Below are 25318 nucleotides of genomic sequence, written 5' to 3'. Positions count from 1 at the left end.
GGTGCCGGTCGGAGCTGCGTGTCAGGAGGGGGTGACGTTGAACAGGGCGGCGCGCTCGGTGATCTTGCGGGCGCGGGCCAGGCGCGGCTTGTCGGAGCCGTCGCGGATGACCCCGCCCGACGCCTCGAAGTCGGCGAGGAAGTCGACGGCCCACGCGACGTCCGCGCTCGACGGGCTGAACGACTCGTTGATGACGGCCGGCGTCTCGAGGTCGAGGCACAGCTTGCCGGTGAGGCCGAGCGCGACGCCGTCGGCGGACTGCTCGCGCAGGAGCGCGTGGCTCGTGCCGACAGTCGGGCCGTCGACAGGGCCGGGCAGGCCGCCGATGCGGGATGCGGTGACGAGGCGCGAGCGCGGGTACGCCATCGCGAGCGACTCGTTGGCGGTGCCGGTGTCGCGGCGGTAGTCGCCGGACCCGAACGCCAGGCGGAACGCCCCGGGCGCCCGCGCGATGCTCACGGCGTCCTCGATGCCGAGCGCCGACTCGACCAGCGGGATGACGGGCACGTGCCCGCCGAGCCGCTGCACGGTGTCGATCACCTGGTCGGGGGACTCGGTCTTCGCGAGCATCACGCCGCACAGGCCGTCGGTGTCGCGCAGGGTGCGCACGTCGTCGGCCCAGGCGCGCGAGCCTCGCTCGTTGATCCGCACCCAGGCGCGGCCGCCGCGGGCGAACCAGTCGGTCACCTTCGCGCGCGCCTCGTCCTTGCGGCTGTCGTCGACCGCATCCTCGCAGTCGAGGATCAGCTGGTCGGCGCGGGAGAGCTGGGCGGCGTCGAACGTGTCGTCGCGCAGGGCCGACAGCAGCAGCCACGAGCGGGCGTTGGCGGCGTCGACGCGTGTGTCCTCGCGGGAACGGCGGCGTTCGGCAAGGTCGATCTCGATAGTCACCTCACGATGGTAGGTTCTGCGGCCGCGTGGCTCAGCACGGCATCCAACAAGCGCACCGCCGCCGACTTGTCGAGAGGCGCGTTGTCGCTGCCGCACTTGGGCGACTGGACGCAGGCGGGGCAGCCGTCCGCGCAGGTGCAGGCGGCGATCGCGTCGCGCGTGGCCCGCAGCCAGCGCGCGCCGAGCCGGAAGCCGCGCTCGGCGAAGCCGGCGCCGCCCGGGTACGCGTCGTACACGAAGACGGTCGCCTCGCCGGTGTCCGGGTGCAGCGCCGTCGACACGCCGCCCAGGTCCCAGCGGTCGCAGGTGGCGAGCAGCGGCAGCAGGCCGATCGACGCGTGCTCGGCGGCGTGCAGCGCCCCCGGCGCCTCGTCCTCGCTCACGCCCGCGGCGCGGAGCACGAAGTCGGGTACCGACCACCAGACCGCCGTCGTGGCGAGGGTGCGCGACGGCAGGTCGAGGGGCTCGGTGCCGAGCACCTGCATGTCAGGCAGGCGGCGGCGCTGGAAGCTCACCACCTGGCTCGTCACCTCGACCGGGCCGAGCCCCCACTCGACCGGTCCCCAGTCCCGTCGGTCGCTCCGGCCCCGCGCTGCGCTGCCGGCGGATGCCTCGCTGCGCTCGGCCTCCGCCGTCCGCTGCGCATCGGCCCGACGCTCCAGGATCGCGATCTCCATGACCTCGCGCGACCAGGTCGCGTGGTCGACGTCGCGGCGCACGACGAGCGCCACGCCGTCGTCGAGGTCGAGGCGGTCCACGACGAACGTCGTGCCCTGGTGCGTGTACACCGCGCCGTCGTGCACCTGCCCGTCCGCCGCGCCGGCGTCGACGGTGCCGAGCAGCCGCCCCGTCGTCGCCTCGACCACGCGCACCGGCCGCCCGCCCGTGCCGCGCAGGTCCGCCATGCCCGCGGCGGGCTGCGCGTGCGTCCAGTACCAGCCCGACCGGCGGCGCCGCAGGGCGCCGCGCGCCACGAGCACGTCCAGGACCTCGCGCACCGCGGCCGGGTCGCCGAAGGCCGGCAGGTCGTCGGTGCGCAGCGGCACCTCCTGCGCGGCGGCGCACAGCTGGGGGGCGAGCACGTGCGGGTTGCCGGGGTCGAAGACCGTCGCCTCGAGCGGCGCGTCCAGGAGGTCCTCCGGGTGCGTCACGAGGTAGGTGTCGAGCGGGTCCTCGCGCGCCACGAACGCGACCAGCCCGTCCGCGCCGGCACGGCCCGCGCGGCCGGCCTGCTGCCACAGGGACACCCGGGTGCCCGGCCAGCCGGCCACCAGCACGGCGTCCAGCCCGGAGACGTCGACACCGAGCTCGAGGGCGCTGGTCGTGGCGAGCCCGCGCACGGCGCCCGTGCGCAGCGCCTGCTCCAGCTCCCGACGCTCCTCGGGCAGGTACCCGCCCCGGTAGCTCGCCACCCGGTCCGCGAGGTCGCGCGAGACCGCGCGCAGGTGGTCGCGCGTCTGCTGCGCCACCGACTCCGCGCCGCGGCGCGAGCGCGTGAACGCGAGGGTCCGCGCCCCGTGGGCCGTGAGGTCGGCGAGGAGGTCCGCGACCTCGGCGGTGGCGGAGCGGCGCGGGTGCGGTGCCGCTGCGTCGACCGTGACGACGGCGTCCGCCTCGCGCTCGGTGTGCGCGGGGTCGAGCGGGTCCGGCAGCGCCCACGGGTCGTCGGCCGGCGGCGCGCCGCCGGGCGCGGCCCCCGACCTCTCGAAGCCCGCGATCTCGGGCGGCTGCCAGAGGACGAACGTCCGCCGACCGGCGGGGGACGCGTCGGACGTGACCGTCACGACGTCTTCGGGCGCGACCCCCACCAGGCGCGCGGTGCTCACGGCCGGCTCCGCCGTCGTCGCGCTGGCGACGACGAACGTCGGCCCCGGCGCGCCGGGCGCTCCCGCCGGGCGGTGGTGCGCCACGAGCCGTGTCAGGCGGCGCAGCACCAGCGACACGTGGGCGCCGAAGACCCCTCGGTAGGCGTGCCCCTCGTCCACCACGACGTACCGCAGCGAGCGCAGCAGCCGCGTCCACCGGCGGTGGTTCGGCAGCAGCGAGAAGTGCAGGAAGTCGGGGTTGGTGAGCACCACGTCGGCGTGCTCGACCACCCACCGCCGTTCCTCCGGCGGAGTGTCGCCGTCACAGGTCGCGACCCGCAGCCCGGACGGCGCGGTCGGGCTCACGCCCATCGCGGCCACGAGCCGTTCGAGGCCCGCGAGCTGGTCGGCCGCCAGCGCCTTCGTCGGGGCGAGGTAGAGCACCGTGCCGCGGCGGACTGCGGGCTCGATCCGCCCCGGCTCGGATGCCGCGGCGCCGGCGTCGCCCCGCACCGCGGTGAGGGCCGGCAGCCAGAACGCGAGCGACTTGCCCGACCCGGTCGACGTCGCCAGCGCCACGTGCCGGCCGCGCCGAGCGGCGTCGGCGGCCTCGACCTGGTGCGCCCACGGGCGATCCACGCCGAGCGCCCGGTAGCCCGCGACGACGGCCGGGTCGGCCCACGCGGGCCAGTCGTCCGTGACGCCCTCGCGGGCCGGGAACGTGCGCACGTGCGTCAGCCGGTCGGCGCGCGCCCCGTGCGCGGTCAGCACGTCCAGCAGCGGATGCTGGTCGGCCGGGTCGCGAGGCACGTCGCGGGGCGGGTCGGCGGGCACGCAGACAGTGTGGCACCGGGCGCTTGCGGCACCCGCGCCGGCCGTCCGCCGCCCGAACCCGGTCAGGTCCGGACATGTCGCTCTGCCGCGGGATTCCGGGGCTGTGACGGTTCCTCCGGGCTCGTCCCCCGGCATCCGTGAAGGGCCTGTGGAGGCTCGGTCCACGGCTTTGTTATCTGATCGTGATCATCGTTTCCTGGTACGCATGCCTCGTTCCAGTCCCCGTCGTTCCGTCGTGGCCGCGGTCACCGGTGCGCTTGCCGCCACCGCCGTCGTCGCGCCCGCCGCGGCCGCCTCCGCCACGACCCCCGCCCCCTCGTCAGCCCCCAGCACGGTCTCCGCCGCGCCCGCCGCGCAGCGCGTCGCGACCGCGACGCGCGCCACCGTCCGCTGGGTCCGGACCGACCGCGCCCGGGTCACGAAGAAGAGCGCCCACGACTCGCGGGCCGTCGCCCGTCCCGACGACGGCACCCGCCTGCGCGTCCTCGACCGCGGGAAGTACCGCCTCCAGGTGCGCGTGCCCAGCGGTACCGTCGGGTGGATCAACAAGAAGGCCGTCACGTCCACCCCGCTGCGCGACATCTCCGGCACCCGCTACACGCAGGGCCGCGTGGCCGTGACCAAGAAGGTCAGCGGGTCGTCGAAGGTCGTGGCGCGGGTGCACCTCGGCACGAAGGTGACCAAGCTCGCGCGCACCACGCAGCGCGACGCCGCGCGGATCAAGGTCAAGGTGCCCGGCGGTCGCACGGGCTGGGTCTCGCAGAGCCGGCTCACGAAGCGCAACGTGTGGGGCAGCCTCGCGAGCTGCGAGTCCGGGGGCAACCCGCGCACCAACACCGGCAACGGCTTCTACGGCATGTACCAGTTCACGCACAGCACCTGGCGCGCCGTCGGCGGCGACGGATACCCGCACCGGAACAGCGCCCGCGAGCAGACCAAGCGCGCCCAGATCCTGCAGGACCGCGCCGGCTGGGGGCAGTGGCCGCACTGCACGCGCCAGCTCGGCCTGCGCTGACCGTGTCGGTCGCCGGTTGAGCCTGTCGAAACCCGATCGGCGGTTTCGACACGCTCAACCGGCGAGCACGTGTCAGCCGACGAGGACCGCGCCCATGGCCCGGGACAGGTACCACGGGTCGACGACGGCCGTGAGCTCGCGTGCGGAGTGCATGGACAGGATGGCCGCGCCGACGTCGACCACCCGGATGCCGAGCCGCGTCGCGGTGATCGGCCCGATCGTGGAGCCGCACGGGATGGTGTTGTTCGAGACGAACTCCTGGCTGGGCACCCCCGCGGCGGCGCAGGCCGCCTGCCAGCGCGCGGCGCCGTGCGCGTCGGTCGCGTAGCGCTGGTTCGCGTTGATCTTGAGGATCGGCCCGCCGCCCGCGACCGGGTGGTTGGCCGGGTCGTGCCGCTCCGGGTAGTTCGGGTGCACCGCGTGCCCGACGTCGGACGACACGCACAGGGACGCGGCGAACGCGCGGTGCCGCTCCTCGTCGCCCGCCCCGAGACCGGCCGACACCCGCCGGAGCACGTCCTCGAGGAACGGCCCGGCGGCGCCCGAGCGGGAACCGGAGCCGATCTCCTCGTGGTCGAACGCCGCGAGCACGCCGACGCCGGTGAGCGCCGCGGGGTCGGCGTCGAGCAGGGCAGCGAGCGCGGCGTGCGTCGACAGCAGGTTGTCGAGGCGGCCCGACGCCCACAGCGCCTCGCCCGCGCCGAACGCGCGCGGCGGCTGCGTGTCCGCGACGACGACGTCGTAGCCGAGGACGTCGGCGGGGTCCACGCCGGCGGACTCCCCAGAGCCTGTCGAAGGGTCGGCCGTGGCCGCCAGCGCGGCGAGCACGTCGGCGTCCGCGACGTCGCCGAGGCCGAAGACCGGCTGCGTGTGCCGCTGCTTGTCGAGGGCCATGCCGTCGTTGACCGACCGGTCGAGGTGGACCGCGAGCTGCGGGATGCGCGCGAACGGGCCCGTGCGCACCAGGTGCTCGACGCCGTCCTTCGTCACGACCCGCCCCGCGAGCTCCAGCTCCCGGTCCAGCCACGAGTTGAGCAGCGGCCCGCCGTACACCTCGACCCCGGCCTGCACCCAGTTCGCGCGGCCCGTGGTGGGGCGCGGCTTGAGCTTGAAGCCGGGGGAGTCGGTGTGCGTGCCGAGGATCGTGAACGGCGTCGTCGCGTCGGCCGACGGCGGGACGACGACGGCGATCGCCGCGCCGTCGCGCACGACGACGTAGCGTCCGCCGGCCGCGAGGTCCCAGGCAGCGGCCTCGTCGAGGCGGGTGAACCCGGCGGACTCGGCGCGGCGGGCGATCTCTGCGGCGGCGTGGTACGACGACGGCGACGCGGTGACGAACGCGCCGAGGTCCTCGGCGTGGGCGCGGGCGGCGTCGGGAACAGGCTGGGTCGGCATGCCCGTCATCTTTCCACGCGCCCCCCGCCCCCCCGGCGAACACGGGGTTCTGATCGCCATGACGGTCCAATGCGGTCGGAACCCCGTGCTCGGCGGGCACGACGAGGTCAGTCGCCCCCGTCGGCGGCCCCTGCGTTCGTCCCCTCCGTGCTGCCGGGCCCGCCGGCCACGACCACCGTGACCGGGTCGGAGAGCACCAGCTCGACGTCCGTGAAGTCGGGGGACCACAGCTGGACGGAGGCCCGCACCTCGTACGCGCCGGCGGGGAGCTCGGTCGCGTACGTGTCGGTGGTGACCCCGTCGCGGGTCTCGTGCTCCGGCGCGCACGAGGTGAGGGACGAGTCCTCGGCGGCGCGCTCCGCCGGGGCGTCTCCCACCTGGTCCATCCCGGCCTCGGTCGTGTTCACGCCGAGGTCGACGACGCGCCCGTCCTGGACCCACAGCAGGGTGGGCAGGCTCACCCGGCGCCCGGCGTCCGCCGGGTCCGGGACGGTGAGCCGCGTCCCCGCGCGCCAGGTGTGCACGGTCTGCGTGCCGTCCGCGCTCGTGTCGTCTCCGAGGGCCGGGTCCTCGAGGAGCTCGAGCAGGTTCCCGCCGGAGCTCGCGGGCAGCTCGTCGGCCGGCATACCGCAGGTCACGCCGACCCCCTCGAGCCACGACGGCCGGTAGCCGTCCTCGATCAGCCCCAGCGCCGCGCCCTGCGTGGACGGCCCGTCCGTCGGGCCGGCAGTCGGCGACCCGGTCGGCGACCCGGACGGCGACGGCGTCGGCGTGTTCGCCGGCGCGGGCATGGGCACCGGCTCCGTCGGCAGCAGGCTGGCGCCCCCGACGACGAGGCCCGCCGCGACGACGAGCGTCGTCGCGCCGATCCCGGCCTGCTTGGCCGCGCGCCGTCGCCGGACCCGCCTGCGCACCGTCGCCAGCGCGCCGCCCAGCCCGTCGCCCAGCGCGCCGCCCAGCGCGCCGCCCAGCCCGTCGCCCCCGAGGCCCGACGTCGCGGCCCCGAGCCCGGCCAGCGCGTCCAGCTCGCGGCGCAGCGCCTCGTCGGTGGGGGCGTCTCCCCGGTCGTCCCGCGCGTGGTCGCCCGAGTGGTTCGTGGTCATCGCGCCGCCCTCCCGTCGGTCGTCGGCTGTCGGTGCGGCTGTCGGTGCGGCTGTCCGGCCCGCTGTGCGGCCTCCCGAGCGGGCGGCCCGTCGAGCGGGACCTGCAGCACCTCGCGCAGGGTCGCCGTCGCGTCGGACAGGTACCGCTTGACCGTGCCCTGCGCGAGGTTCAGGGCGTCGGCGATCTGCGGCACCGTCAGGTCCTCGAAGTAGCGCAGGACGACGCACGCCCGCTCGCGCGGGGCGAGCCGGCCGAGGGCCGCGGCGACGTCGGCCCGCGCTGTCGCGCCGGACGCCGCGCCCCGCACCCGGTCGTCGACCGCGACGAGGTGCCGCCGTTCGGCCCACCGCCGTCGTCGCCGGTACTCGTCGAGGTAGAGCGTGAGGATCGCGCGGCGCACGTACGCCTCGCTCGTGCCGCTGCCGCCGTCGAGGGGGTGCACCTCGCTGCCCGCCGCCGTGCCGCGCGGGGCGCGGCGCCGCAGGCGGGAGAACACCTTGACCAGCGCGTCCTGCACCAGGTCCTCCGCGAACCGCTGGTCGCCGCACAGCACGTACGCGTACCCGACGAGGGCGCGTCCCCGTTCGTGCGCGAGCTCCGCGAGCTCGTCCTCCCACTGCGCCATCGGTCCTCCCGGTGTGCGTTCCTACCCACCATGACGCACCGCGCGCCCGAACCGTTGGGCCGCCGTACGGGCGGCCGCGGTCGTCCTGACCGGCCGCAGCGACCGGAACTGCCCCCTGCGGCGTCACGTGGGGCGGGGGGCTCGGCGCACGCCCCGACCGGTTCGTGACGGCCGTCACATGTGGGTAGACTCGCGCGCATCCCGCCGTCAACGGCGCCGGCGGGACCTTCCGGAGCACCGGCCGGGCGTCGACGCGGACGTGCGGGCGAGGCCCCGGCAGGGGTCGAGGCAGCAGCACGTCAAGGAGGACGGATGCTCACGTTCGGATCGAGCAGCATCACGATCGTCGCGGTCATCGGGGTGATCGCGCTGGCCGCACTGGTGTGCGCGGCCGCCCTGCGCAGGCAGGTGCTGGCAGCGCCCGAGGGCAGCCCGGGCATGCAGGACATCGCCCGGGCGGTGCAGGAGGGGGCGTCGGCCTATCTGAGCCGGCAGTTCCGCACCCTCGCGCTGTTCGCCGTCGTGGTCTTCGCGCTGCTCTTCCTGCTGCCCGGCGACGGCGGCGTCCGCGTGGGCCGGTCGATCGCCTTCCTCGTCGGCGCGGGGTTCTCCGCCGCCATCGGCTATCTCGGCATGTGGCTCGCGGTGCGGGCGAACGTCCGCGTGGCGTCCGCGGCGACCCGGCCGAACGGGCGCGCCGAGGGGGCGCGCATCGCCTTCCGCACCGGCGGCGTCGTCGGGATGTCGGTGGTGGGGCTGGGCCTGCTCGGCGCGGCGGCGGTGGTGCTGGTCTACCGCACGGACGCGCCCGCCGTCCTGGAGGGCTTCGGCTTCGGGGCCGCGCTGCTGGCCATGTTCATGCGCGTCGGCGGCGGCATCTTCACCAAGGCGGCCGACGTCGGGGCCGACCTCGTCGGCAAGGTCGAGCAGGGCATCCCCGAGGACGACCCGCGCAACGCCGCCACGATCGCCGACAACGTGGGCGACAACGTGGGCGACTGCGCCGGCATGGCCGCCGACCTCTTCGAGTCGTACGCCGTGACCCTCGTCGCCGCGCTCATCCTCGGCAAGGCCGCGATGGGCGAGCAGGGGCTCGTCTTCCCGCTGATCGTCACCGCGATGGGCGCGTTCGTCGCCTTCCTGGGCGTGCTGGTCACGCGCGTGCGCGGCAACGAGAACGGGCTCAAGGCCATCAACCGCGGCTTCTACATCTCCGCCGTCGTCGGCGCGCTGCTGGCCGCCGTCGCCGCGTTCGTCTACCTGCCGTCGTCGTTCTCCGAGCTGTCCGGCACCGCCGACCTCGGCGACGTCTCGGCCCTCGACCCGCGCGTCGTCGCGTCGCTCGCCGTCGCCGTCGGCGTCGTCCTGGCGGGGATCATCCTGTGGATCACCGGCTACTTCACGGGCACGACGTCGAAGCCGACGCTGCACGTGGCGGCGACGTCGCGCACCGGCGCGGCGACCGTCGTGCTCTCCGGCATCGGGGTGGGCTTCGAGTCCGCGGTGTACACGGCGGGCGTCATCGCCGCGGCGATCTGCGGCGTCTTCTTGCTGGCGGGCGGCTCGATCTGGCTCGCGCTGTTCCTCGTGGCGCTCGCGGGCTGCGGCCTGCTCACCACGGTGGGCGTCATCGTCGCGATGGACACGTTCGGCCCGGTCAGCGACAACGCGCAGGGCATCGCCGAGATGTCGGGCGAGGTCGACGAGGAGGGCGCGCAGATCCTCACCGACCTGGACGCCGTCGGGAACACCACGAAGGCCATCACCAAGGGCATCGCCATCGCGACGGCGGTGCTCGCCGCCACGGCGCTGTTCGGCTCCTACGCGGACGCCGTCCAGCACGCGATGGACGACGTGCAGGAGATCGGGGCCGGCCTGGTCCCCGCGATGCTGAGCTTCGAGATCATCTCCCCCGTGACGCTCGTCGGCGTCATCCTCGGGGCGGCGACCGTCTTCCTGTTCTCCGGCCTGGCGATCGACGCCGTCACCCGTGCGGCCGGGGCGATCGTCTTCGAGGTGCGTCGCCAGTTCCGTGAGCACCCCGGGATCATGACGTTCGACGAGCGGCCGGAGTACGGCAAGGTCGTCGACATCTGCACCCGCGACTCGCTGCGCGAGCTCGCGACCCCGGGCCTGCTGGCGGCGTTTGCGCCGATCGCGGTCGGGTTCGGCCTCGGCGTCGGGCCGCTCGCCGGCTTCCTGGGCGGGGCGATCGGGGCCGGCGTCCTCATGGCCGTCTTCCTGGCCAACTCCGGCGGCGCGTGGGACAACGCGAAGAAGATCGTCGAGGACGGCGCCTTCGGCGGCAAGGGTTCCGAGGCGCACGAGGCGACCATCATCGGCGACACCGTCGGCGACCCGTTCAAGGACACCGCCGGGCCGGCGATCAACCCGCTCATCAAGGTGATGAACCTCGTCGCGCTGCTCATCGCGCCGGCCGTGGTGATGCTGAGCGTGCCCGCCGACGCGAACCAGGTGCTCCGCATCGGGATCGCCGTCCTCGCCGCCGCCGTGGCGTTCGGGGCCGTGATCATGTCCCGCCTTCGCGCGGCGCGCGTCGACCGGGAACAGGCCGAAGAGACCGAGCGCGTCGCCGCGAGGTAGCGCACCGCGCAGCCGACCGAGCCTATCGCCGGTCGAGCCTGTCGAGACCCGGGTCTCGACAAGCTCGACCGGCGATGACCGGTCATGACGGGTCATGACCGGCGGTGACCGGCGACCGCCGTCACTGGCCGGTGCGGCCGTCGATGCACTCGCGCAGCAGGTCGGCGTGGCCGAGGTGGCGGGCGTACTCCTCGACGAGGTGCTCCAGCACGTCGCGCACCGTCGTGGGGTTCCCGTGATGCAGCACGGTGCTCCCCATGTCGTCGTCCGACTGGGTGGCGAGCCACGCGTCCGCCGCGCCCGCCTCGCGGCGCCAGGTCGCCCACGCCTCCTCGACGACCGCGGGGTCGGCAACCGCACCGTCGAAGTCCGCGTCGGGCCCGCCCTCGGCGACGTAGAGCTTGGGCAGCTCGTGATGGCCCTGCAGCACCTGGCGGAACCAGACGTGCTCGACCTTCGCCAGGTGGCGCACCAGCCCGAGCAGGGAGAGCGTCGACGGCGGCACCGACCGTCGGGCGAGCTGCTCGGCGTCGAGGCCGTCGCACTTCATGACGAGCGTCGTGCGGTAGGTGCGCAGGTAGGACCAGTGCGTCTCCAGCTCGCCGACGGGGTCGGCCCACTGCCCGCGGGGGTCGTCCTCGGGGTCCACCCACATGTCGGGGAAGCGTCTGGTCGCGGCATCGGTCGCGGGATCGGTCATGCCGGACATCCGACCTCGCCCGGCCCGGGAGCGCAAGGGAATTGCCCGCGCGTCCGTCGGCGGCCGCCGCTGGCGCCGCGCTGTGCCCGACGGCGACGTCGACCGGGTCGAGCTGGCGGTGGTCGTCCGGGACGCCTACCGCCAGGTGGCGCCCCGGCGGCTCGTGGCCCGGCTCGACGGGAGGGAGGACGGCGGCGGGACGGGTCCGGACGACCGCGTCGCTGGTCGTCCGGTGAACTCTGTGTTTCCGCAGGTGCCGGCGCGCCCGCCACGCGCCATGCTGGGTGCGGGACGGCGCGTCGGCGCACGCCCCGGCGGGGACGACGGCGTCCACCGCGAGACGACGAACCGAAGGAGACCCATGAAGCTCCCACGCACCGTCGCGGTGCTCGGCACCATCACCCTCGCGGCGACGACGTTCACGGGGGCCGCCGCGGCCGCCGACCAGGCAGACGGTTCGGGCCGCGGCGCCGAGCAGGGTGTGCGGGCGGCAGATGTCGCGACGTTCGCCGAGCTGACGCGCGCCGCGCAGGGCGCGCGCTCCGGCCACCACGGCGGGGAGAGCGGCACGACCAGCGGCGCGATCGACATGCCGCGGGCGTACCCGTACCAGCCGGACCTCACGGTGTTCCCCCCGAACGACGACGACGCGACCGACCGCAACGGCACCATCAGCCACGCCGACATCGCCCCGGCCCTCACGGCCCTCATGGGGTCGAGCGACCGGGTCTCCACGCAGGTCGTGGGGCAGTCGACGGCGGGCCGCGACCTCTACCTCGTGACCGTGACCGCGCCGGAGTCGCGCCGCGAGACCGCGCAGCAGACCGACTGGCGCGAGGAGATCCGCACGGCACCGGACCGCGCGGCCCGTGACCACCGGCTGGCCCGGGACTACAAGACCCCGCTCTGGATCAGCGCGAACATCCACGGCAACGAGTGGGAGGGCACGGACGCGGCGATGCAGGTCATCGAGGACCTGGCGACGTCCGACGACCCGGCCACCTCCCGGCTGCTCGAGGATCACCGCCTGTACTTCTCGCTCACCCTCAACCCGGACGGCCGCACGGTCGGGCAGCGCGCCACGACCCTGGGCCTCGACGCGAACCGCGACATGATCACGGGCGCGACGCCGGAGTCGCGGTCGTTCGTCGCGACGGCCCAGGCGCTGCAGCCGCTGTACGCGGCGGACTTCCACGGGTACACGGGCGTGCTGCAGGTGGAGCCGTGCGGCCCGCCGCACGGCGAGAACTACGAGTACGACCTCTTCATCCCGCACGGGTACGCGCTCGCGCGGCAGGTCGAGGAGGACGTGGTCGCCGCCGAGATCCCGGGCAACACGTACTACGACCCGGCCACCGACGAGGCGGTGGACGAGAACACCGGCTTCATCAAGATCCCGTACCGCGACACGCCGTCCGGCTGGGACGACTACCCGCCGATCTTCACGGCCCAGTACGCGGCGTTCCACGGGGCCACCACCAGCACGGTCGAGCTGCCGAAGGGCCGCACCGGCGCCACCACGACGCCAGAGAACGCCGTGATCAACACGGCCGTGGCGAAGCGGACGATGGAGACGATGGTCGACTACGTCGGCCAGCACCACGACGCGATGCTGGCCGACCAGATCGAGGCGTTCCGGCGCGGCGTGGCCGGCGAGCCGAAGGACGCGCTGACCGCCGAGGACGTCGCCGCCGTGCCGGGCCCGGACGAGTGGAAGCAGCACTGGGACGTCGCCGACGACCAGGACCCGGTGGACCTGCCGCGCGCCTACGTGATCCCCGTCGGCGACGGGCAGCGGTCGGCCGCCGACGCCGAGGCGCTGGTGGACCAGCTGCTCTTCCACGGCGTCAAGGTCGGCACGCTGACGCGCACCCTCCACATCGGCGGGGTGACGTACCCGCGGGGCTCGTTCGTCGTCGACCTGCACCAGCCGCTGCGCGGGCTGGCGAACGTGCTGCTCGACCTGGGGACCGACATCTCGGCCAAGGTGCCGTCGATGTACGACATCTCGGCGTGGAGCCTGTCGTCGCTGTGGGGCGCCACGGTCGAGCGGATCGGGTCGACGACCGGCCCGGCGCTGCGGGGCGTCGCGGGGCTGCGGGGCGAGCCGTCCGACGGCGGGCTGCCCCGCGCGGCGGCGTTCGTCGCGTTCGACGTCGCCGGGGTCGAGGACTACCGCGCCCTCAACGCCCTGCTGGAGGACGACGCGCCCGTGTGGCTGCTCGACGACGGCCGCGCCGTCGTCGGCCCGCGCGGGCTGCGGGCGGCGCGCGAGGTCGCAGACGAGCACGACGTGCCGTTCGAGCGGGCGTCGTGGCGGGACCTCGCCGGGCTCCGCGACGCGACCGAGCTCGAGGACCTCACGGTCGCGTACGCGGGCACCCAGGACGACCTGCTGTCGCTCACGGAGCTAGGTTTCGACGACCTGGTGCGCGTGACGACGAGGGGCATCGAGGACGGCGCCGCGACCGGGACCACCGGGCTCGAGGACGCCGACGTGCTGTGGGTCGGCACGTCGCTGAGCCCGGCCGAGGGCGGCGCCGGGCAGGCCGCACTGCAGGAGTGGGTGGACGACGGCGGGTCCGTCGTCGGGCGCACCGCCGCGGCGTTCGCCGTGGCCGAGGCGTACGGGTTCGTGGAGGGGGAGGCGACGTCGGGGGACCGCAGCTCCAACGGCATCGTCGACGTCACCACCCCGGACGGCTCGATCCTGGCCGCGCACGAGCAGGACCACGCGTTCGTCTACCCGGCGACCTGGTTCACCGGCCTCGGTGAGGGCACGACCGTCGAGCAGACGTACGACGCCGAGCACCCGTTCCTCGCCGGCCACTGGGTCCCGACGGAGGGAAGCGCGGACGGCCCCGACGCTGCCGCCGGGCAGGCGGCCGTCGTCTCCGGCGAGGCGGAGTCCGGGGCGAGGGCTGTCGTCTTCGGCACCTCGGTGTTCTTCCGCACCCACCCCAAGGGCGGGCTGAGCCAGGCCGCGCAGGCGCTCTTCTGGGCGGCGTCGGGAGACTGACGGGGCAGCGGCTCGGGTCGACCACTCCGTACCCGGGTCGGCAGCAATGTCTGCCGACCCGGGTACGGGACGCCGACCCGACCCGGCGGTCAGGCAGTGGGGGCGGCGGGCTCCCGCCGGGACGCCACCAGCCGCCGCCCGCGCGGGTAAGCCCACGGCCAGGCGAAGCACACGACGCTCACGACGGCGGACACCCAGAACACGCGCCAGATCTCGCCTCGCAGCGGCGCGAGGAACGCGTCGAGGGCGAGCCGCACGGCCTCGAGCCCGGTCTCCTGCAGCGTCAGGGCGCCCAACGCACGGTTGTTGCCGATCAGGACGCCGAGCTGCAGCACGAGCATGACCAGCGCGATCACGCCGGCGGCGACCGCGACCGTGCGCAGCCGCCGACCGGCTCCCGCGGCCCATGCCGCCGCCGCGACGAACGCCAGGACGATCACCGGCAGCCAGGGCGTGAGGATGTCGAGCCACCGGACCCCGTCCGAGACGGTGGCGAGGTCCTCCGACTCGAAGAGGGTGATCGAGCGGCCCTGCGGCTCGATCCGCTCGGCGACCGTCACGCCGCGGTCGACGAGCCGCTGCTTGATCTCCTCCACGAACGGGTCGAGCGGCACCGAGACGGTGCCGTCCTCGATGTTCAGGTACTCGCCGGTGCGGTCCTCCAGGACGCGCACCGTGGTGCCGTGCCCCACCTCGTTCGCGCTGATCCACAGCGTGACGAACGCCTGGGACTGCACCAGCCGGTCCGCGGCGCGGGCGATCAGCGTGTCCACCTGGTTGGCCAGGGCAGGGCCGATGACGGGCGACAGCCGGGTGATCGCGTCGGGGACGCGCTCGCGGCCGGCGGCGTTGGAGAGGGCGTCGTCGACCAGCGCCTGCACGTCGATCTGCTCGGTCACCTCGCGGGTGATCGCCGTCGACACCGCCTCCTGCACCGCCGGCTCCGACGCCAGCGGACCCACCACCTCCAGGTAGCCCTCCGTGTCGAGCACCGTGTGCTCCACGTACCGCGCCGGGATCGTCACGACCGCGACGAGCACGGCGAGGACCACCAGCAGCACCGCGACGACTGTGCGCACCATGGGCCGGACGCTACCTGTGGCGAGGCCGCCCGGCGCGGGGAGGGTCGGGACGGTGCGGGTTCCGCGTGCGGGGCACTCCGCCCATCGCTGGGCCACGACGAGGGGCAGGGATCGGCCAGTCGATCGGATACGCGGAGATGAGGTGCAGCGTGCGCGCTAGGTCCAGTACAAGATGCGCGAAAGGTTCGGTTGCTGGGGCGCATCCGGGATGGCAGGTGGGTCTGACCAGGGGCTCGACAGGGTCGACCGGAGGTCGCTCTACAGCCCGGTGCGCCCGTCGATGCACTCGCGGAGCAGGTCGGCGTGCCCCATGTGCCGCGCGTACTCCTCGGTCACGTGCAGCAGCACGTCGCGCGCCTCGACGGTGCCGCCGTCGTACGGCAGCTCGCGCTCGAGGTCCTCGCCGACCATCCAGTCGTCCGCGACGTCGACCGCGCGGTGCCACGCCTGCCACGCCTCGTCGACGCAGGTGGCGTCCGGCAGGGCGCCGTCGAAGTCGACGTCGGGGTAGCCGGGCAGCTCGAACGGGCCGCGCTCACCGACGCCCTGCAGCACGCGGCGGAACCAGTGGTGCTCGACGTTCGCCAGGTGCCGCACCAGCCCGAGCAGCGAGAGCGTCGATGGCGCGACGGAGCGGCGCGCCATCTGCGACGCGTCCAGGCCCTCGCACTTGAGCACCAGCGTCATGCGGTACCGGCACAGGTACTCCCAGAGGGTCTCCTTCTCCCCGACGGGGTCGACGCCGGTCACGCGGGGGTCGTGCTGGGGGTCCACCCACATGCCGGGTGCGGTACGAGTCACGCGCGTAATCTGGCGGATCCTGGGCCCCGGGTCAAGCGCCGTCCGCGCCGTCCGGGACCCGCCGCCGCTACCGGTAGCCTTCGCGGTCATGAGGGCGACCCGGACGCGACGCGGTGCGCGGCGCCGCGGCGCCCCCCGGGGCCTGCGACGTCCCCTCCCGCCGGGCTGGGCGCGACGGTCGTCGCTCGCGGCGAGCGCGGCGGTCGGACTCCTCCTGGGTGTGGCCACGGGCCTGGGCGTCGACGTGCTGGGCGGCGGGTCCCCGCCGGACGCGCGGCCCGAGGTCTCGGTCGAGCCGGCGACGTGCGCGCAGGCGCAGGTCGCGTGGTCGCGCGCGGCGGCGGCGCAGGTCGCGATGTCGGGGGACGACCCGGGAACGCTGCGTCGCGGGTTCGTGGAAGCCTCCGCCGCGCTCACGACGGCGAGCCCGCCCGAACCCGTCGCCGCCGACTGGCGGACCGTGTCGGACTACCTGGCCGCGGTCGCGGCGGCGCTCGAGGACGTGAAGGGCGACAGCGAGGTGACCGGCGCCGTGGCAGGTGCGCTCGACGAGCTGGACACCCCGGCGATGACCGCGGCGTTCGACCGGGTCACTCGGTACCTCAAGGCCGGCTGCGCCGCAGGCTGAGCCCCGCGCGGCCGGGGCGGCTTTCGTCCCGCGCGCGCGGTGGTTCACCATAGGGGGATGCGTCCGCCCCGCCACACCCGCTCCCGCCTCCCCGTCCTCGCCGCGTGCGCGGTGGCGGTGGGTCTCGTGACCGCCGGCTGCACGGCGGCCCAGGACGGCGCGGAGCCGGTGGCCGAGCCGGCGCCCGCGGTGTCCGTCCCCGCCGACCTGCGCATGGGCGTCGAGGGCGAGGCGTCGCGGTCGGCGTCGAAGAAGCCTGCCGCTTCCAAGCCGAGCGCGGCCGCGAAGGACGGCGCGGTCGACGCGAAGGACGGCGCGGTCGACGCGAAGCGTTGCGCGTCGATGCAGGAGGCGTGGGCCGCGACCAACCGCGCGCTCGTGGACCTCAGCGCGGAGCACCCGCGTGCGCTGGTCGAGAGCTTCCGCGCCGGGCACAGCGCGGTGACATCGACGGAGCCCACCGAGGAGGTCGCTCCGTCGTGGACGACGATGGCGGACTACCTGGGCGACGCCGTGGCGGCGTTCGAGGACGTCGACGAGGACGACGCGGACGCCGTGAGCTCGGCGATGGCGGGCGCGATCACCGCGGACGACACGGCGGAGGCGACGACCGCGGCCCAGACGGTCACGGACTACCTCGCGACGACGTGCGGCGGCCGGTGAGCGGCCCGACCCCGCCGGGTGTTGCTTCCCGGACGGGCGCCGCCGACGAGGGCGCCCGCATCGTCGCCCGCCTGCGCGCCGACCTCGACGTGGCGGGGTACACGGTCGACGGCGTCCGCGACCTGCTCGGCGACGTCGCGTCGGCCGCGCTGGAGCGCGAACAGTCGGCCCCCGCCCGCCGGGCCCTGACGGTCCGCGGCGTGGACGGCGGCCGCGGCGTGGACGGCGGCCGCGACATCGACACCGGGTCCGGGGCGTCGCGCGACCCGCGGGCCGCGCTGACCCGGCTGTTCCTGCTCGGCGACGAGGTGTCGCGGGCGGACCTCGACCGAGCGCTGCCCGGCGTGGGCGCCGACGGGGCACGGCGGCTCGGTCTCGTCCGCGTCGCCGGCTCGGCGCCCGGCGACGCCGTGGCGGCCGCCGTCGAGCTGCACCCGTATGCCGCCGAGGACGCCGGCGGGCAGGTCGCGTGGTGGCTCGCCAGCGACCTGGGCGAGCTCGCCACGGGCGGGCGGCTCGCCGCCGATCACGTGCTCGGCGCGGGCGGCGCGTCGACCACGCTGGCCCAGGTCACGGTCCGTACGCCGGTGGGCCGGGTGCTCGACCTCGGCACCGGCTGCGGCATCCAGGCGCTGCACGCCGCGCGGCACGCGCGCCACGTCGTGGGCACCGACATCTCGCGCCGTGCCCTGGACTTCGCGCGCTTCAACGTCGCGCTCAACATGCCCTTCCCGGGCGCCGACCATGCGGCCGGTGCGGATCCCGGCGACGGGATCCCGACGAACCGCATGCTCGGCGGGGCCGGGAGCGGGGCCGGGGGAGTGGAGCTGCGGCACGGCTCGATGCTGGAGCCGGTCGCGGGCGAGCAGTTCGACCTCGTGGTCTCCAACCCGCCGTTCGTCATCACGCCCCGTGCCGGCGCCGCCGGGCGCGCGGTCACGGAGGCCATCGGCGACTACGAGTACCGCGACGGCGGGCGGGCCGGCGACGACCTGGTGCGCGACCTGATCATCGGCGTCGGCGGCGTGCTCGCCCCCGGCGGGGTCGCGCAGCTGCTGGGCAACTGGGAGCACCGGCGCGGCGAGCCGTGGACCGAGCGGGTGGGTGCCTGGCTCGACGACGCGGGCCTCGACGGCTGGGTGATCCAGCGCGAGCTGCTCGACCCGGCCGAGTACGCCGAGACGTGGATCCGCGACGGCGGCACGACGCCGGACCGCGAGCCGGCGGCCTGGGCCGCCGCGTACGGCGCATGGCTCGACGACTTCGCCGCGCGCGACGTCGAGGGCGTCGGCTTCGGCATCGTCACGCTGCGCCGCCCCGCCGACGGTGCACGACCCACCCTGCGCCGGCTCGAGGAGCACGCAGGCTCCGTGCGGCAGCCGCTCGGCGCACACCTCGCCGCGTCGCTGGCGGCGCACGACTGGCTCGCCGCGCGGGACGACGACGCGCTCGCCGCCGCGCACCTCGTGGTCGCGCCCGACGTCACCGAGGAGCGCCACCTCACCCCCGGGGCCGCCGACCCGAACGTGATCGTGGTCCGCCAGGGCGACGGGCTGGGGCGCGGCGTGCACGCTTCCACCGGGCTGGCGGCGTTCGTCGGGGTGTGCGACGGCGAGCTGGCCGTCGGGCAGATCGTCGGCGCGATCGCGGCTCTCTTCGACGTGCCGGCCGAGGACCTGCGCGCCGAGCTGCTGCCCGCGGTGCGCGGGCTCGTGCGGGACGGCTTCCTGCGCCCGCGTGACTGACGCCGGGCGGTCATGGACGATGGCTGCATGCGTACCCGACAGACCATCACCCGGACCACCGCTGTCACCGCGGGCGCCCTGCTGACGTTCGCGCTCGCCGCGTGCGGCGGCTCGGACGGCGGCTCGTCCGACGGCGGCTCGTCCCCCGAGGACGGCGCGGCGTCCGAGCCCGCGCCGCAGGCGGAGGGTGGTGGCGACATCTGCGAGGCGACCACCATCCTGGAGGACATGTCCACCACGATGGCGGACGTCGACCCGACCGACCTGCAGGCGACCCTCGACCAGCTCGAGGAGCTGACCACCACCGTCGAGGGCGTCGAGCCCCCGGCCGAGGTCGCCGACGACTGGGACACGCTCGCGACCACCTTCCGCGACATGACTGACAGCCTCCAGGCCGCCGTCGACGACCCCGCCGACGCCGACGCCATGTCGGACGTCAACGACGCCATGGCCGCCCTGACGGACGAGGAGTTCCAGACCGCGGGGCAGAACATCAGCGCCTACACGGCGGAGAACTGCTGACCCTCCCGCCGACATGCGTCGCCCCGGGCCTCCGCGCGGAGGGCCGGGGCGTCGTCGTCGGGCGTGCGCCCTGAGGCGGGCCGACGGGTCAGTGCGCCAGGTACATGTCGGCCCACGCGCTGACGATCCGCGCCGCGCGCTGCGCCCGGCCGGGGCGGGTGAGCAGGTGGTCCGAGCCGTCGAGCGCGACGAAGCTGCGCGGGTGGCGCGCGGCGGCGAAGATCATGCTCGCGTTGTCGATGCCGACGACGGAGTCGGTGGGCGAGTGCATGACGAGCAGCGGCAGGCCCAGGTCGCCGATGGTGTGCTCCAGGTCGGCCTGTCGCACGTCCTCGACCATGCCGCGCTTGAGGTTGAGCCGCTTGTCGCCCACGTGCCACTGCGCGACGCCCTCCGCCAGCACCTGATCCACGAGCTCGTCGTACTGCGCCTCGGCGTGGCTCGGGTCGAACGGCGCGCAGACCGACACCACGGCCCGGACCCCGGCGACCTCGGTCGCCGCCGCGATCGCCGCGGCCCCGCCCCACGAGTGCCCCACCAGCAGCTGGGCCGGGGTGCCGCGGGCCGCCATGAGCTCGCACGCGAGCACGGTGTCGGCGACCTTGACCGTGAACGACCCGTCACCCCAGTCGCCCTCGGAGTCCCCGAGCCCCAGGTTGTCGAACCGCAGCATGCCGATGCCCTCGGCCGCGAGCTGCTTGCAGATGCGCGCGGCCGCCGGCGAGTCCTTGCCGAGCGTGAACCCGTGCGCGAACACGCCCCAGCCGCGGACCTCGCCGTCCGGGAGGTCGAGGATGCCCGCCAGCTTCGGGCCCGTGCTGCTGGTGAAGGTCACGCGTTCGGCCATGCGCCCATCCTGTCAGCCGATGCCTGTCTGTCGCCCGAGTCTGCGGTTCCGCTGCGGGCGGGTGCCTCGTTCCTCGGCCTCCACCCTGCGCTGCACCTCCGCCTCAGCCGATGACGACGGCGGACTCGGGGCGCCGATACAGCCGCTGCCGCTCGCGCAGCGCCAGCCCGGTGCCGAGGGTGATCGGGCCGAGCCGCCCGAGGAACATCAGCACCACCAGCACGACCTGGTGCCACGGCTGCATGTCGGCGGTGATCCCGGTGGACAGGCCGGTGGTGCTGAACGCGGAGACCACCTCGTAGAGCACCTGGTCCAGGGTGAAGAGACTGGTCGAGAGCGTGATCGCCAGGGTCGGCAGGACGACGGCGGCGACGCCGACCAGGGCGACGGCGAGCGCCTGGCGCTGGGTGGCGCGGGACAGCCGCCGGTCGAAGACGGTCACGTCCGGGTCCCCGCGCAGCTCGGACCAGATGACGAACGCCAGCACGGCGAACGTCGTGATCTTGATGCCGCCCGCGGTGCCCGCCGACCCGCCGCCGACGAACATCAGCAGGTCGGTGAAGAACCACGTGCCGTTGTTGAGCTGCGAGATGTCGACCGAGTTGAAGCCGGCCGTGCGAGGCATGACGGACTGCGTGAAGGCGGCCAGCACCTTCCCAGGGCCGTCGAGCGGACCGAGCGTGCCCGGGTTGCGCCCCTCGGCGGCGACGAAGAACACCGTCCCCACGACGAGGAGGATCCCGGTGACTCCTACCGTGAGGCGCGAGTGCACGCTCCAGCGCGAGAGCCGGAACAGGTCCCGACGCACGTCGGGAGCGCGCCGGGTGCGGCCGAGGCGCCACAGCTCGAGCAGCACGGGGAACCCGATGCCGCCCAGAATCACGGCCGCGCAGATCGGCAGGCACACCCACGGGTCGGCGACGAACGGCATCAGGTTGGCGCTGTAGATCGAGAAGCCCGCGTTGTTGAACGCCGACACGGCATGGAAGACGCCCGACCAGACCGCGTGCCCGAGCGGCTCGCCGTAGGTCGTCGCGAACCGTGCGGTGAGCAGCACGGCCACCAGCAGCTCCGCGACGACCGTGAACCGCAGCACGCCCACCAGCACCCGCCGCACGTCGCCGAGGCTCACCGCGTGCGTGGACTCGGCGGCGACGAGCCGCGTGCTGAGCCCCAGCCGCCGGGAGAGCAGCAGGCCCAGCAGCGAGGCCACCGTCATCACGCCGAAGCCGCCGACCTGGATGAGCGCCAGGATCACGGCCTGCCCGAACGGGGTCCAGAACGTCTCGGTGTCGACGACGGCGAGGCCGGTCACGCAGGCGGCGGACGTCGCGGTGAACAGCGCCTCGACGAAGCTCGCGTTCCGGCCGGTCGCGCTGACGGGCAGGCTGAGCAGGGCCGTGCCGACGGCGATCGTGGCGAGGAAGCCGACGGTGATCATCTGCGCCGGGCGTCGCCGCAGGCTGGCCGGGGAGGCATGGGACGCGGTCGGCGGGCGGCTCGGGATCAGCCGGCGCAGCACGGGAACGAGGTGCACGAGCGCCAAGTGTGGCACCCCGGGGGTACTCAGGAGGGGGGAACGGTGCGGGGGGCGTCGGGGCCGGCGAGCGCCGCGGCGAGGATCGCCTCGATGGCGAACGCCGTCTCCTGGGCGAGGTCGACGTCGTCCGGGTCGAGCAGCCACTGCACCTGGAGGCCGTCCATGACGCCGATGACGGCGCTCGCCGCCCGGCGGGCGTCCCGCTCGCCGATCTCGACGCCGCGCTCGCGCGCGACCTGCGCCACGGCGCCTGCGATCTCGCCGCGCAGGACGGTGAAGCGCTCGGTCACCCAGCCGGCGGCGGGATGCCCGTCGGTCACGGACTCGCCCGTGAGCACGGCGTAGGCCTGGACGATGCCGCGGCGCTCGGCGTTCTGGCGCGCGGTCGTGAGCAGGTGGCGGAAGAGGTCGAGGCCGCCGGGGATGTGCTGTCCCTCGAGGTGCTCGACGTCGATCTTGTCGCGGTACTCGAGCACGGCCCACAGCAGCTTGTCCTTGCTGCCGAAGTGGTGCAGGACCCCGGCGTGGGTGATCCCGACCTGCTCGGCGACGTCGACGAGCGACCCGGCGTGATAACCCTTCGAGCCGAAGACGCGCGTCGCTGCGCGCAAGATCTCCTCGCGTCGTTCCGCTCGCGAGGGCCGGGACCGCGCGGGGCGGCTGACGTCGGTCATGCCGTCACCATACTGTGACCTGGGGTACTTACTGACTTGTCAGTAAGTGTGCTTCACTGGGCGCACGCCGACGACGTGGCCGGCGTGAAACCGGACGAAGGAGCCCTTCGCGTGTCATCGCAGACCGCCTCCCAGACGGCACCGCGCGCGGCAGCGCAGACCACCGCTCAGACGGCGGCGCCGGGCGGCGCCCCCCGCCTCGACGAGCTGGTGGCCGCGCTGACCCTCGAGGAGAAGGTCTCCGTCGTCGTCGGGGCGTCGATGTGGTCCACGGCCGGTATCGAGCGCATCGGCCTGGAGCCGGTCGTCATGTCCGACGGGCCGGTCGGCGTCCGCGACCCGCAGGGGCGCGGCACCTCCGCCATGTTCCCCGCGCCCTCGGCCCTGGCCGCCACCTGGGACGTCGCCCTTGCGGCGCGGGCCGGCGAGCTGTTCGCCGCCGAGGCGCGGCGGCACGGCGTCCACCTCGTGCTGGCGCCCCAGGTGAACCTGCAGCGCACGCCGGTCGGCGGTCGCCACTTCGAGTGCTACTCCGAGGACCCGCACCTCACCGCCGAGCTCGCCGTCGCGCTCGTCACGGCGGCCCAGTCCCGCGGCGTCGGCATGTGCGTCAAGCACTTCGTGGCGAACGACTCCGAGACGGAGCGCACCCGGTACCTCGCCCGCGTCGACGCGCGCACCCTGCGCGAGGTGTACCTCGCGCCGTTCGAGCGGCTCGTCGAGGCCGGCGCCTGGAGCGTCATGGGCGCGTACAGCGGCGTCGACGACGGGACGACGGCGGCGCCCGCGCTGGAGCACCGCCCGCTGCTGGTCGGCGTGCTCAAGGAGGAGTGGGGTTTCGACGGGCTCGTCGTCAGCGACTGGGTCGCCACGCAGTCGGTCGCCCCCGCCGTGCGCGGCGGCCTCGACCTGCAGATGCCCGGCCCGGACGGCCCGTGGGGCGACGGGCTGCTCGCCGCCGTCCGCGCCGGCGAGGTTGCCGAGGCGGAGCTCGACGACAAGGTGCTGCGGGTGCTGCGGCTCGCGCGGCGCGTCGGCCGGCTCCGCCCGCCGGGTGGACCCGGAACGACCCCCGACGAGGACGACCGCGTGGGCCGAGACGTGGCGCCGGCGGCGTCCGCCGCGCTGCTGCGGGAGCTCGCCGCCCGCTCCGTCGTCGTGCTCAAGGACGACGCGGGTCTGATGCCGCTGGTCGGCCCCGGCCCCGACACCGGACAGGACGCCCGGCCGGGCGCCGCGCCGCTGCGGGTGGCGCTGCTCGGGGCGTCGGCCGTCGAGCCGTTCTTCGCCGGCGGGGGGTCGTCGTTCGTCGTGCCCGACCGGCTGTCGTACCCGGCCGACGCCCTGGCCGCCGCGCTGCCCGCCGGCTCGGAGGTGACCGTCGTCGCCGGGTCGCGGGCGCTGCGCAACCCGCCCGCCCTGGACGTCGCCGCGCGGTGCACCGACCCCGTGACGGGGGCTCCCGGCCTGCGGGTCGAGGTGCTGGGCGCGGACGGCGACGTGCGCCGCGCCGAGACGCGGACGGCGTGGGACGGCTGGTACGGCGACGTCGGACCCGACGACGTCGTGGTCCGGGTGTCCGCCCGGGTGGCGCTGCCCGAGCCCGGCGAGCACGAGCTCGGCGTGGGCACGGTGGGGGTGCACCGGGTGACGGTGGACGGGCGACGGGTCGCGAGCGGCGACGTCGTGGTCGACGAGGACGTCATCCTCGCCTCCGGGCACAACCACCCGGTCGCCGAGACGGCGCCCGTCGGTGGCGGGGCGGACGGCGTCCTCCTCGTGGCCGACCTGCAGGTCGTGCACCCCGTCGGCTACGACACGTTCGTGCGCGGCGCGCTCGTGCACCGGCTCCCCGGGCCGTCCGCCGACGACGAGCTGGCGGCCGCCGCGGCCGCCGCCCGGGCCGCGGACGTCGCCGTCGTCGTGGTCGGCACCACGCCCGAGGTCGAGTCCGAGGGCTTCGACCGCGCCGACCTGGCGCTGCCCGGCAACCAGGACGAGCTGGTGCGCCGCGTGCTCGCGGCCAACCCGCGCACCGTCGTCGTCGTCAACGCCGGCGCCCCCGTCGTCCTGCCCTGGTACGACGACGCGCCCGCCGTGCTCTGGGGCTGGCTGCCCGGCCAGGAGGCGGGCACGGCGCTCGCCGACGTGCTCACCGGCGCGACCGAGCCGTCCGGGCGTCTGCCCTGGACGCTGCCCCGCCGGGCCGACGACGTCACCGTGCCGCACGCCGTGCCGGTCGGCGGCGTCGTCGACTACGCCGAGGGCCTGGACGTGGGCTACCGCGCCTGGGAGCGACGGGTCGCCGAGCGCGGCGCGCCGCCGGCCCCCGAGCCCGCCGCTCCGCTCGGCCACGGGCTGGGGTGGACCACCTGGGCGTACGAGGCCGCCACCCTGGACGGGCACGACGGGCACGACGGGCACGACGGGCACGACGGGCACGCCGGGCACGACGGCGACGACGTCGTCGTCCGGGTCACCGTCCGCAACTCCGGGCCGCGGCCCGGGCGCGAGGTGGTGCAGGTCTACGTCGAGCCCGGCGCGGAGGTCCTCGCCGCCGACCCGGCCCGCCCGGTGCGCTGGCTCGGCGGCTTCGCGGTCGTCGACGCCGCGCCCGGCGAGGCGGCGACCGCCCGGGTGCGCGTCCCGCGGCGCGCGCTGCAGACGTGGGACGTCGGCTCCGGCGACTGGACCACACCGCCCGGCGGCTACCGGCTGCGCGCCGGCAGGTCGGTGCGCGACCTACGGCTCGACGTCCCCGTCGAGATCCGTCCCTGACCGGAACACCACCGCTCCGTCGACCCGCGGCGGGGCCCGTGCAAGG

Annotated in this window: 19 protein-coding genes; 8 read left to right on the top strand and 11 right to left on the bottom strand. The window is 75.1% G+C overall.

What is annotated here, in order from left to right; all coding sequences use genetic code 11:
- Positions 1-21 precede the first annotated feature (21 nt).
- On the bottom strand, positions 22-891 hold the full coding sequence (locus ABD254_RS06440) for an HpcH/HpaI aldolase/citrate lyase family protein (protein ID WP_425553662.1): 870 nt from the start codon (positions 889-891) through the stop codon (positions 22-24).
- The gene (locus ABD254_RS06435) at positions 888-3530 is read right to left on the bottom strand and encodes a DEAD/DEAH box helicase (RefSeq protein ID WP_344246762.1); all 2643 of its coding nucleotides are present in this window, start codon (positions 3528-3530) and stop codon (positions 888-890) included. Before ABD254_RS06435 ends, ABD254_RS06440 begins: the two co-directional genes overlap by 4 nt.
- Before the next feature lie 205 nt (positions 3531-3735).
- Between ABD254_RS06435 and ABD254_RS06430 the strand changes: the two genes are divergently transcribed.
- Entirely contained in the window at positions 3736-4545 is an 810-nt protein-coding gene (locus ABD254_RS06430) for a transglycosylase family protein (protein WP_344246760.1), read from the top strand.
- 72 nt (positions 4546-4617) lie between these two features.
- Here ABD254_RS06430 and ABD254_RS06425 read toward each other — a convergent pair whose 3' ends face one another.
- The 3 genes from ABD254_RS06425 to ABD254_RS06415 form a co-directional block, all read right to left on the bottom strand.
- Complete coding sequence (locus tag ABD254_RS06425; RefSeq protein WP_344246758.1) at positions 4618-5940, bottom strand: M18 family aminopeptidase; 1323 nt, start codon at positions 5938-5940, stop codon at positions 4618-4620.
- A gap of 107 nt (positions 5941-6047) precedes the next feature.
- Positions 6048-7043: a hypothetical protein gene (locus tag ABD254_RS06420; RefSeq protein WP_344246756.1), complete on the bottom strand. Its 996-nt coding sequence runs from the start codon at positions 7041-7043 to the stop codon at positions 6048-6050.
- On the bottom strand, positions 7040-7669 hold the full coding sequence (locus ABD254_RS06415) for a sigma-70 family RNA polymerase sigma factor (RefSeq protein WP_344246754.1): 630 nt from the start codon (positions 7667-7669) through the stop codon (positions 7040-7042). The genes ABD254_RS06420 and ABD254_RS06415 overlap by 4 nt, the downstream gene beginning before the upstream one ends.
- A gap of 312 nt (positions 7670-7981) precedes the next feature.
- Between ABD254_RS06415 and ABD254_RS06410 the strand changes: the two genes are divergently transcribed.
- Positions 7982-10273: a sodium-translocating pyrophosphatase gene (locus ABD254_RS06410; RefSeq protein WP_344246752.1), complete on the top strand. Its 2292-nt coding sequence runs from the start codon at positions 7982-7984 to the stop codon at positions 10271-10273.
- Positions 10274-10394: 121 nt separating this feature from the next.
- Here ABD254_RS06410 and ABD254_RS06405 read toward each other — a convergent pair whose 3' ends face one another.
- Positions 10395-10973 carry a DinB family protein gene (locus ABD254_RS06405; RefSeq protein WP_344246750.1) on the bottom strand — a complete coding sequence of 193 codons (579 nt, stop codon included), beginning with the start codon at positions 10971-10973 and terminating at the stop codon, positions 10395-10397.
- A 361-nt stretch (positions 10974-11334) separates the two neighbouring features.
- On the opposite strand from ABD254_RS06405, the gene ABD254_RS06400 reads away from it, so the two are divergent.
- A complete protein-coding gene (locus ABD254_RS06400; protein ID WP_344246748.1) occupies positions 11335-13992 on the top strand; it encodes a M14 family zinc carboxypeptidase in 2658 nt (885 codons plus the stop codon).
- 89 nt (positions 13993-14081) lie between these two features.
- Here ABD254_RS06400 and ABD254_RS06395 read toward each other — a convergent pair whose 3' ends face one another.
- Entirely contained in the window at positions 14082-15074 is a 993-nt protein-coding gene (locus ABD254_RS06395) for a hypothetical protein (protein ID WP_344246746.1), read from the bottom strand.
- 258 nt (positions 15075-15332) lie between these two features.
- Positions 15333-15875, bottom strand: a complete 543-nt coding sequence (locus tag ABD254_RS06390) for a DinB family protein (protein ID WP_344246744.1) — start codon at positions 15873-15875, stop codon at positions 15333-15335.
- A gap of 88 nt (positions 15876-15963) precedes the next feature.
- Between ABD254_RS06390 and ABD254_RS06385 the strand changes: the two genes are divergently transcribed.
- From ABD254_RS06385 to ABD254_RS06370, 4 genes are read left to right on the top strand one after another with little or no spacing between them, the layout of a single operon-like run.
- Positions 15964-16503: a hypothetical protein gene (locus ABD254_RS06385; RefSeq protein ID WP_344246742.1), complete on the top strand. Its 540-nt coding sequence runs from the start codon at positions 15964-15966 to the stop codon at positions 16501-16503.
- 57 nt (positions 16504-16560) lie between these two features.
- Entirely contained in the window at positions 16561-17166 is a 606-nt protein-coding gene (locus tag ABD254_RS06380) for a hypothetical protein (RefSeq protein ID WP_344246740.1), read from the top strand.
- A gap of 59 nt (positions 17167-17225) precedes the next feature.
- A complete protein-coding gene (locus ABD254_RS06375) occupies positions 17226-18911 on the top strand; it encodes a DUF7059 domain-containing protein (protein ID WP_344248510.1) in 1686 nt (561 codons plus the stop codon).
- Between the two features lie 27 nt (positions 18912-18938).
- Complete coding sequence (locus ABD254_RS06370) at positions 18939-19433, top strand: hypothetical protein (protein WP_344246738.1); 495 nt, start codon at positions 18939-18941, stop codon at positions 19431-19433.
- 88 nt (positions 19434-19521) lie between these two features.
- Here ABD254_RS06370 and ABD254_RS06365 read toward each other — a convergent pair whose 3' ends face one another.
- The 3 genes from ABD254_RS06365 to ABD254_RS06355 all read right to left on the bottom strand — a co-directional run bounded on the left by ABD254_RS06365 (position 19522) and on the right by ABD254_RS06355 (position 22494).
- Positions 19522-20280, bottom strand: a complete 759-nt coding sequence (locus ABD254_RS06365) for an alpha/beta hydrolase family protein (RefSeq protein ID WP_344246736.1) — start codon at positions 20278-20280, stop codon at positions 19522-19524.
- Positions 20281-20383: 103 nt separating this feature from the next.
- Positions 20384-21817 (bottom strand): TrkH family potassium uptake protein, encoded by a 1434-nt coding sequence (locus tag ABD254_RS06360; RefSeq protein ID WP_344246734.1) that lies wholly within the window; start codon positions 21815-21817, stop codon positions 20384-20386.
- Between the two features lie 29 nt (positions 21818-21846).
- A complete protein-coding gene (locus tag ABD254_RS06355; protein ID WP_344246732.1) occupies positions 21847-22494 on the bottom strand; it encodes a TetR/AcrR family transcriptional regulator in 648 nt (215 codons plus the stop codon).
- Between the two features lie 111 nt (positions 22495-22605).
- Between ABD254_RS06355 and ABD254_RS06350 the strand changes: the two genes are divergently transcribed.
- On the top strand, positions 22606-25272 hold the full coding sequence (locus tag ABD254_RS06350; RefSeq protein ID WP_344246730.1) for a beta-d-glucosidase: 2667 nt from the start codon (positions 22606-22608) through the stop codon (positions 25270-25272).
- Positions 25273-25318 lie beyond the last annotated feature (46 nt).

Origin of the sequence: Isoptericola hypogeus (genome assembly GCF_039531145.1) — a bacterium.
Taxonomy (GTDB): Bacteria; Actinomycetota; Actinomycetes; order Actinomycetales; family Cellulomonadaceae; genus Isoptericola; species Isoptericola hypogeus.
The sequence above is the reverse complement of the archived record's forward strand: the minus strand, read 5'-3'. Positions and strand labels throughout refer to the sequence as shown.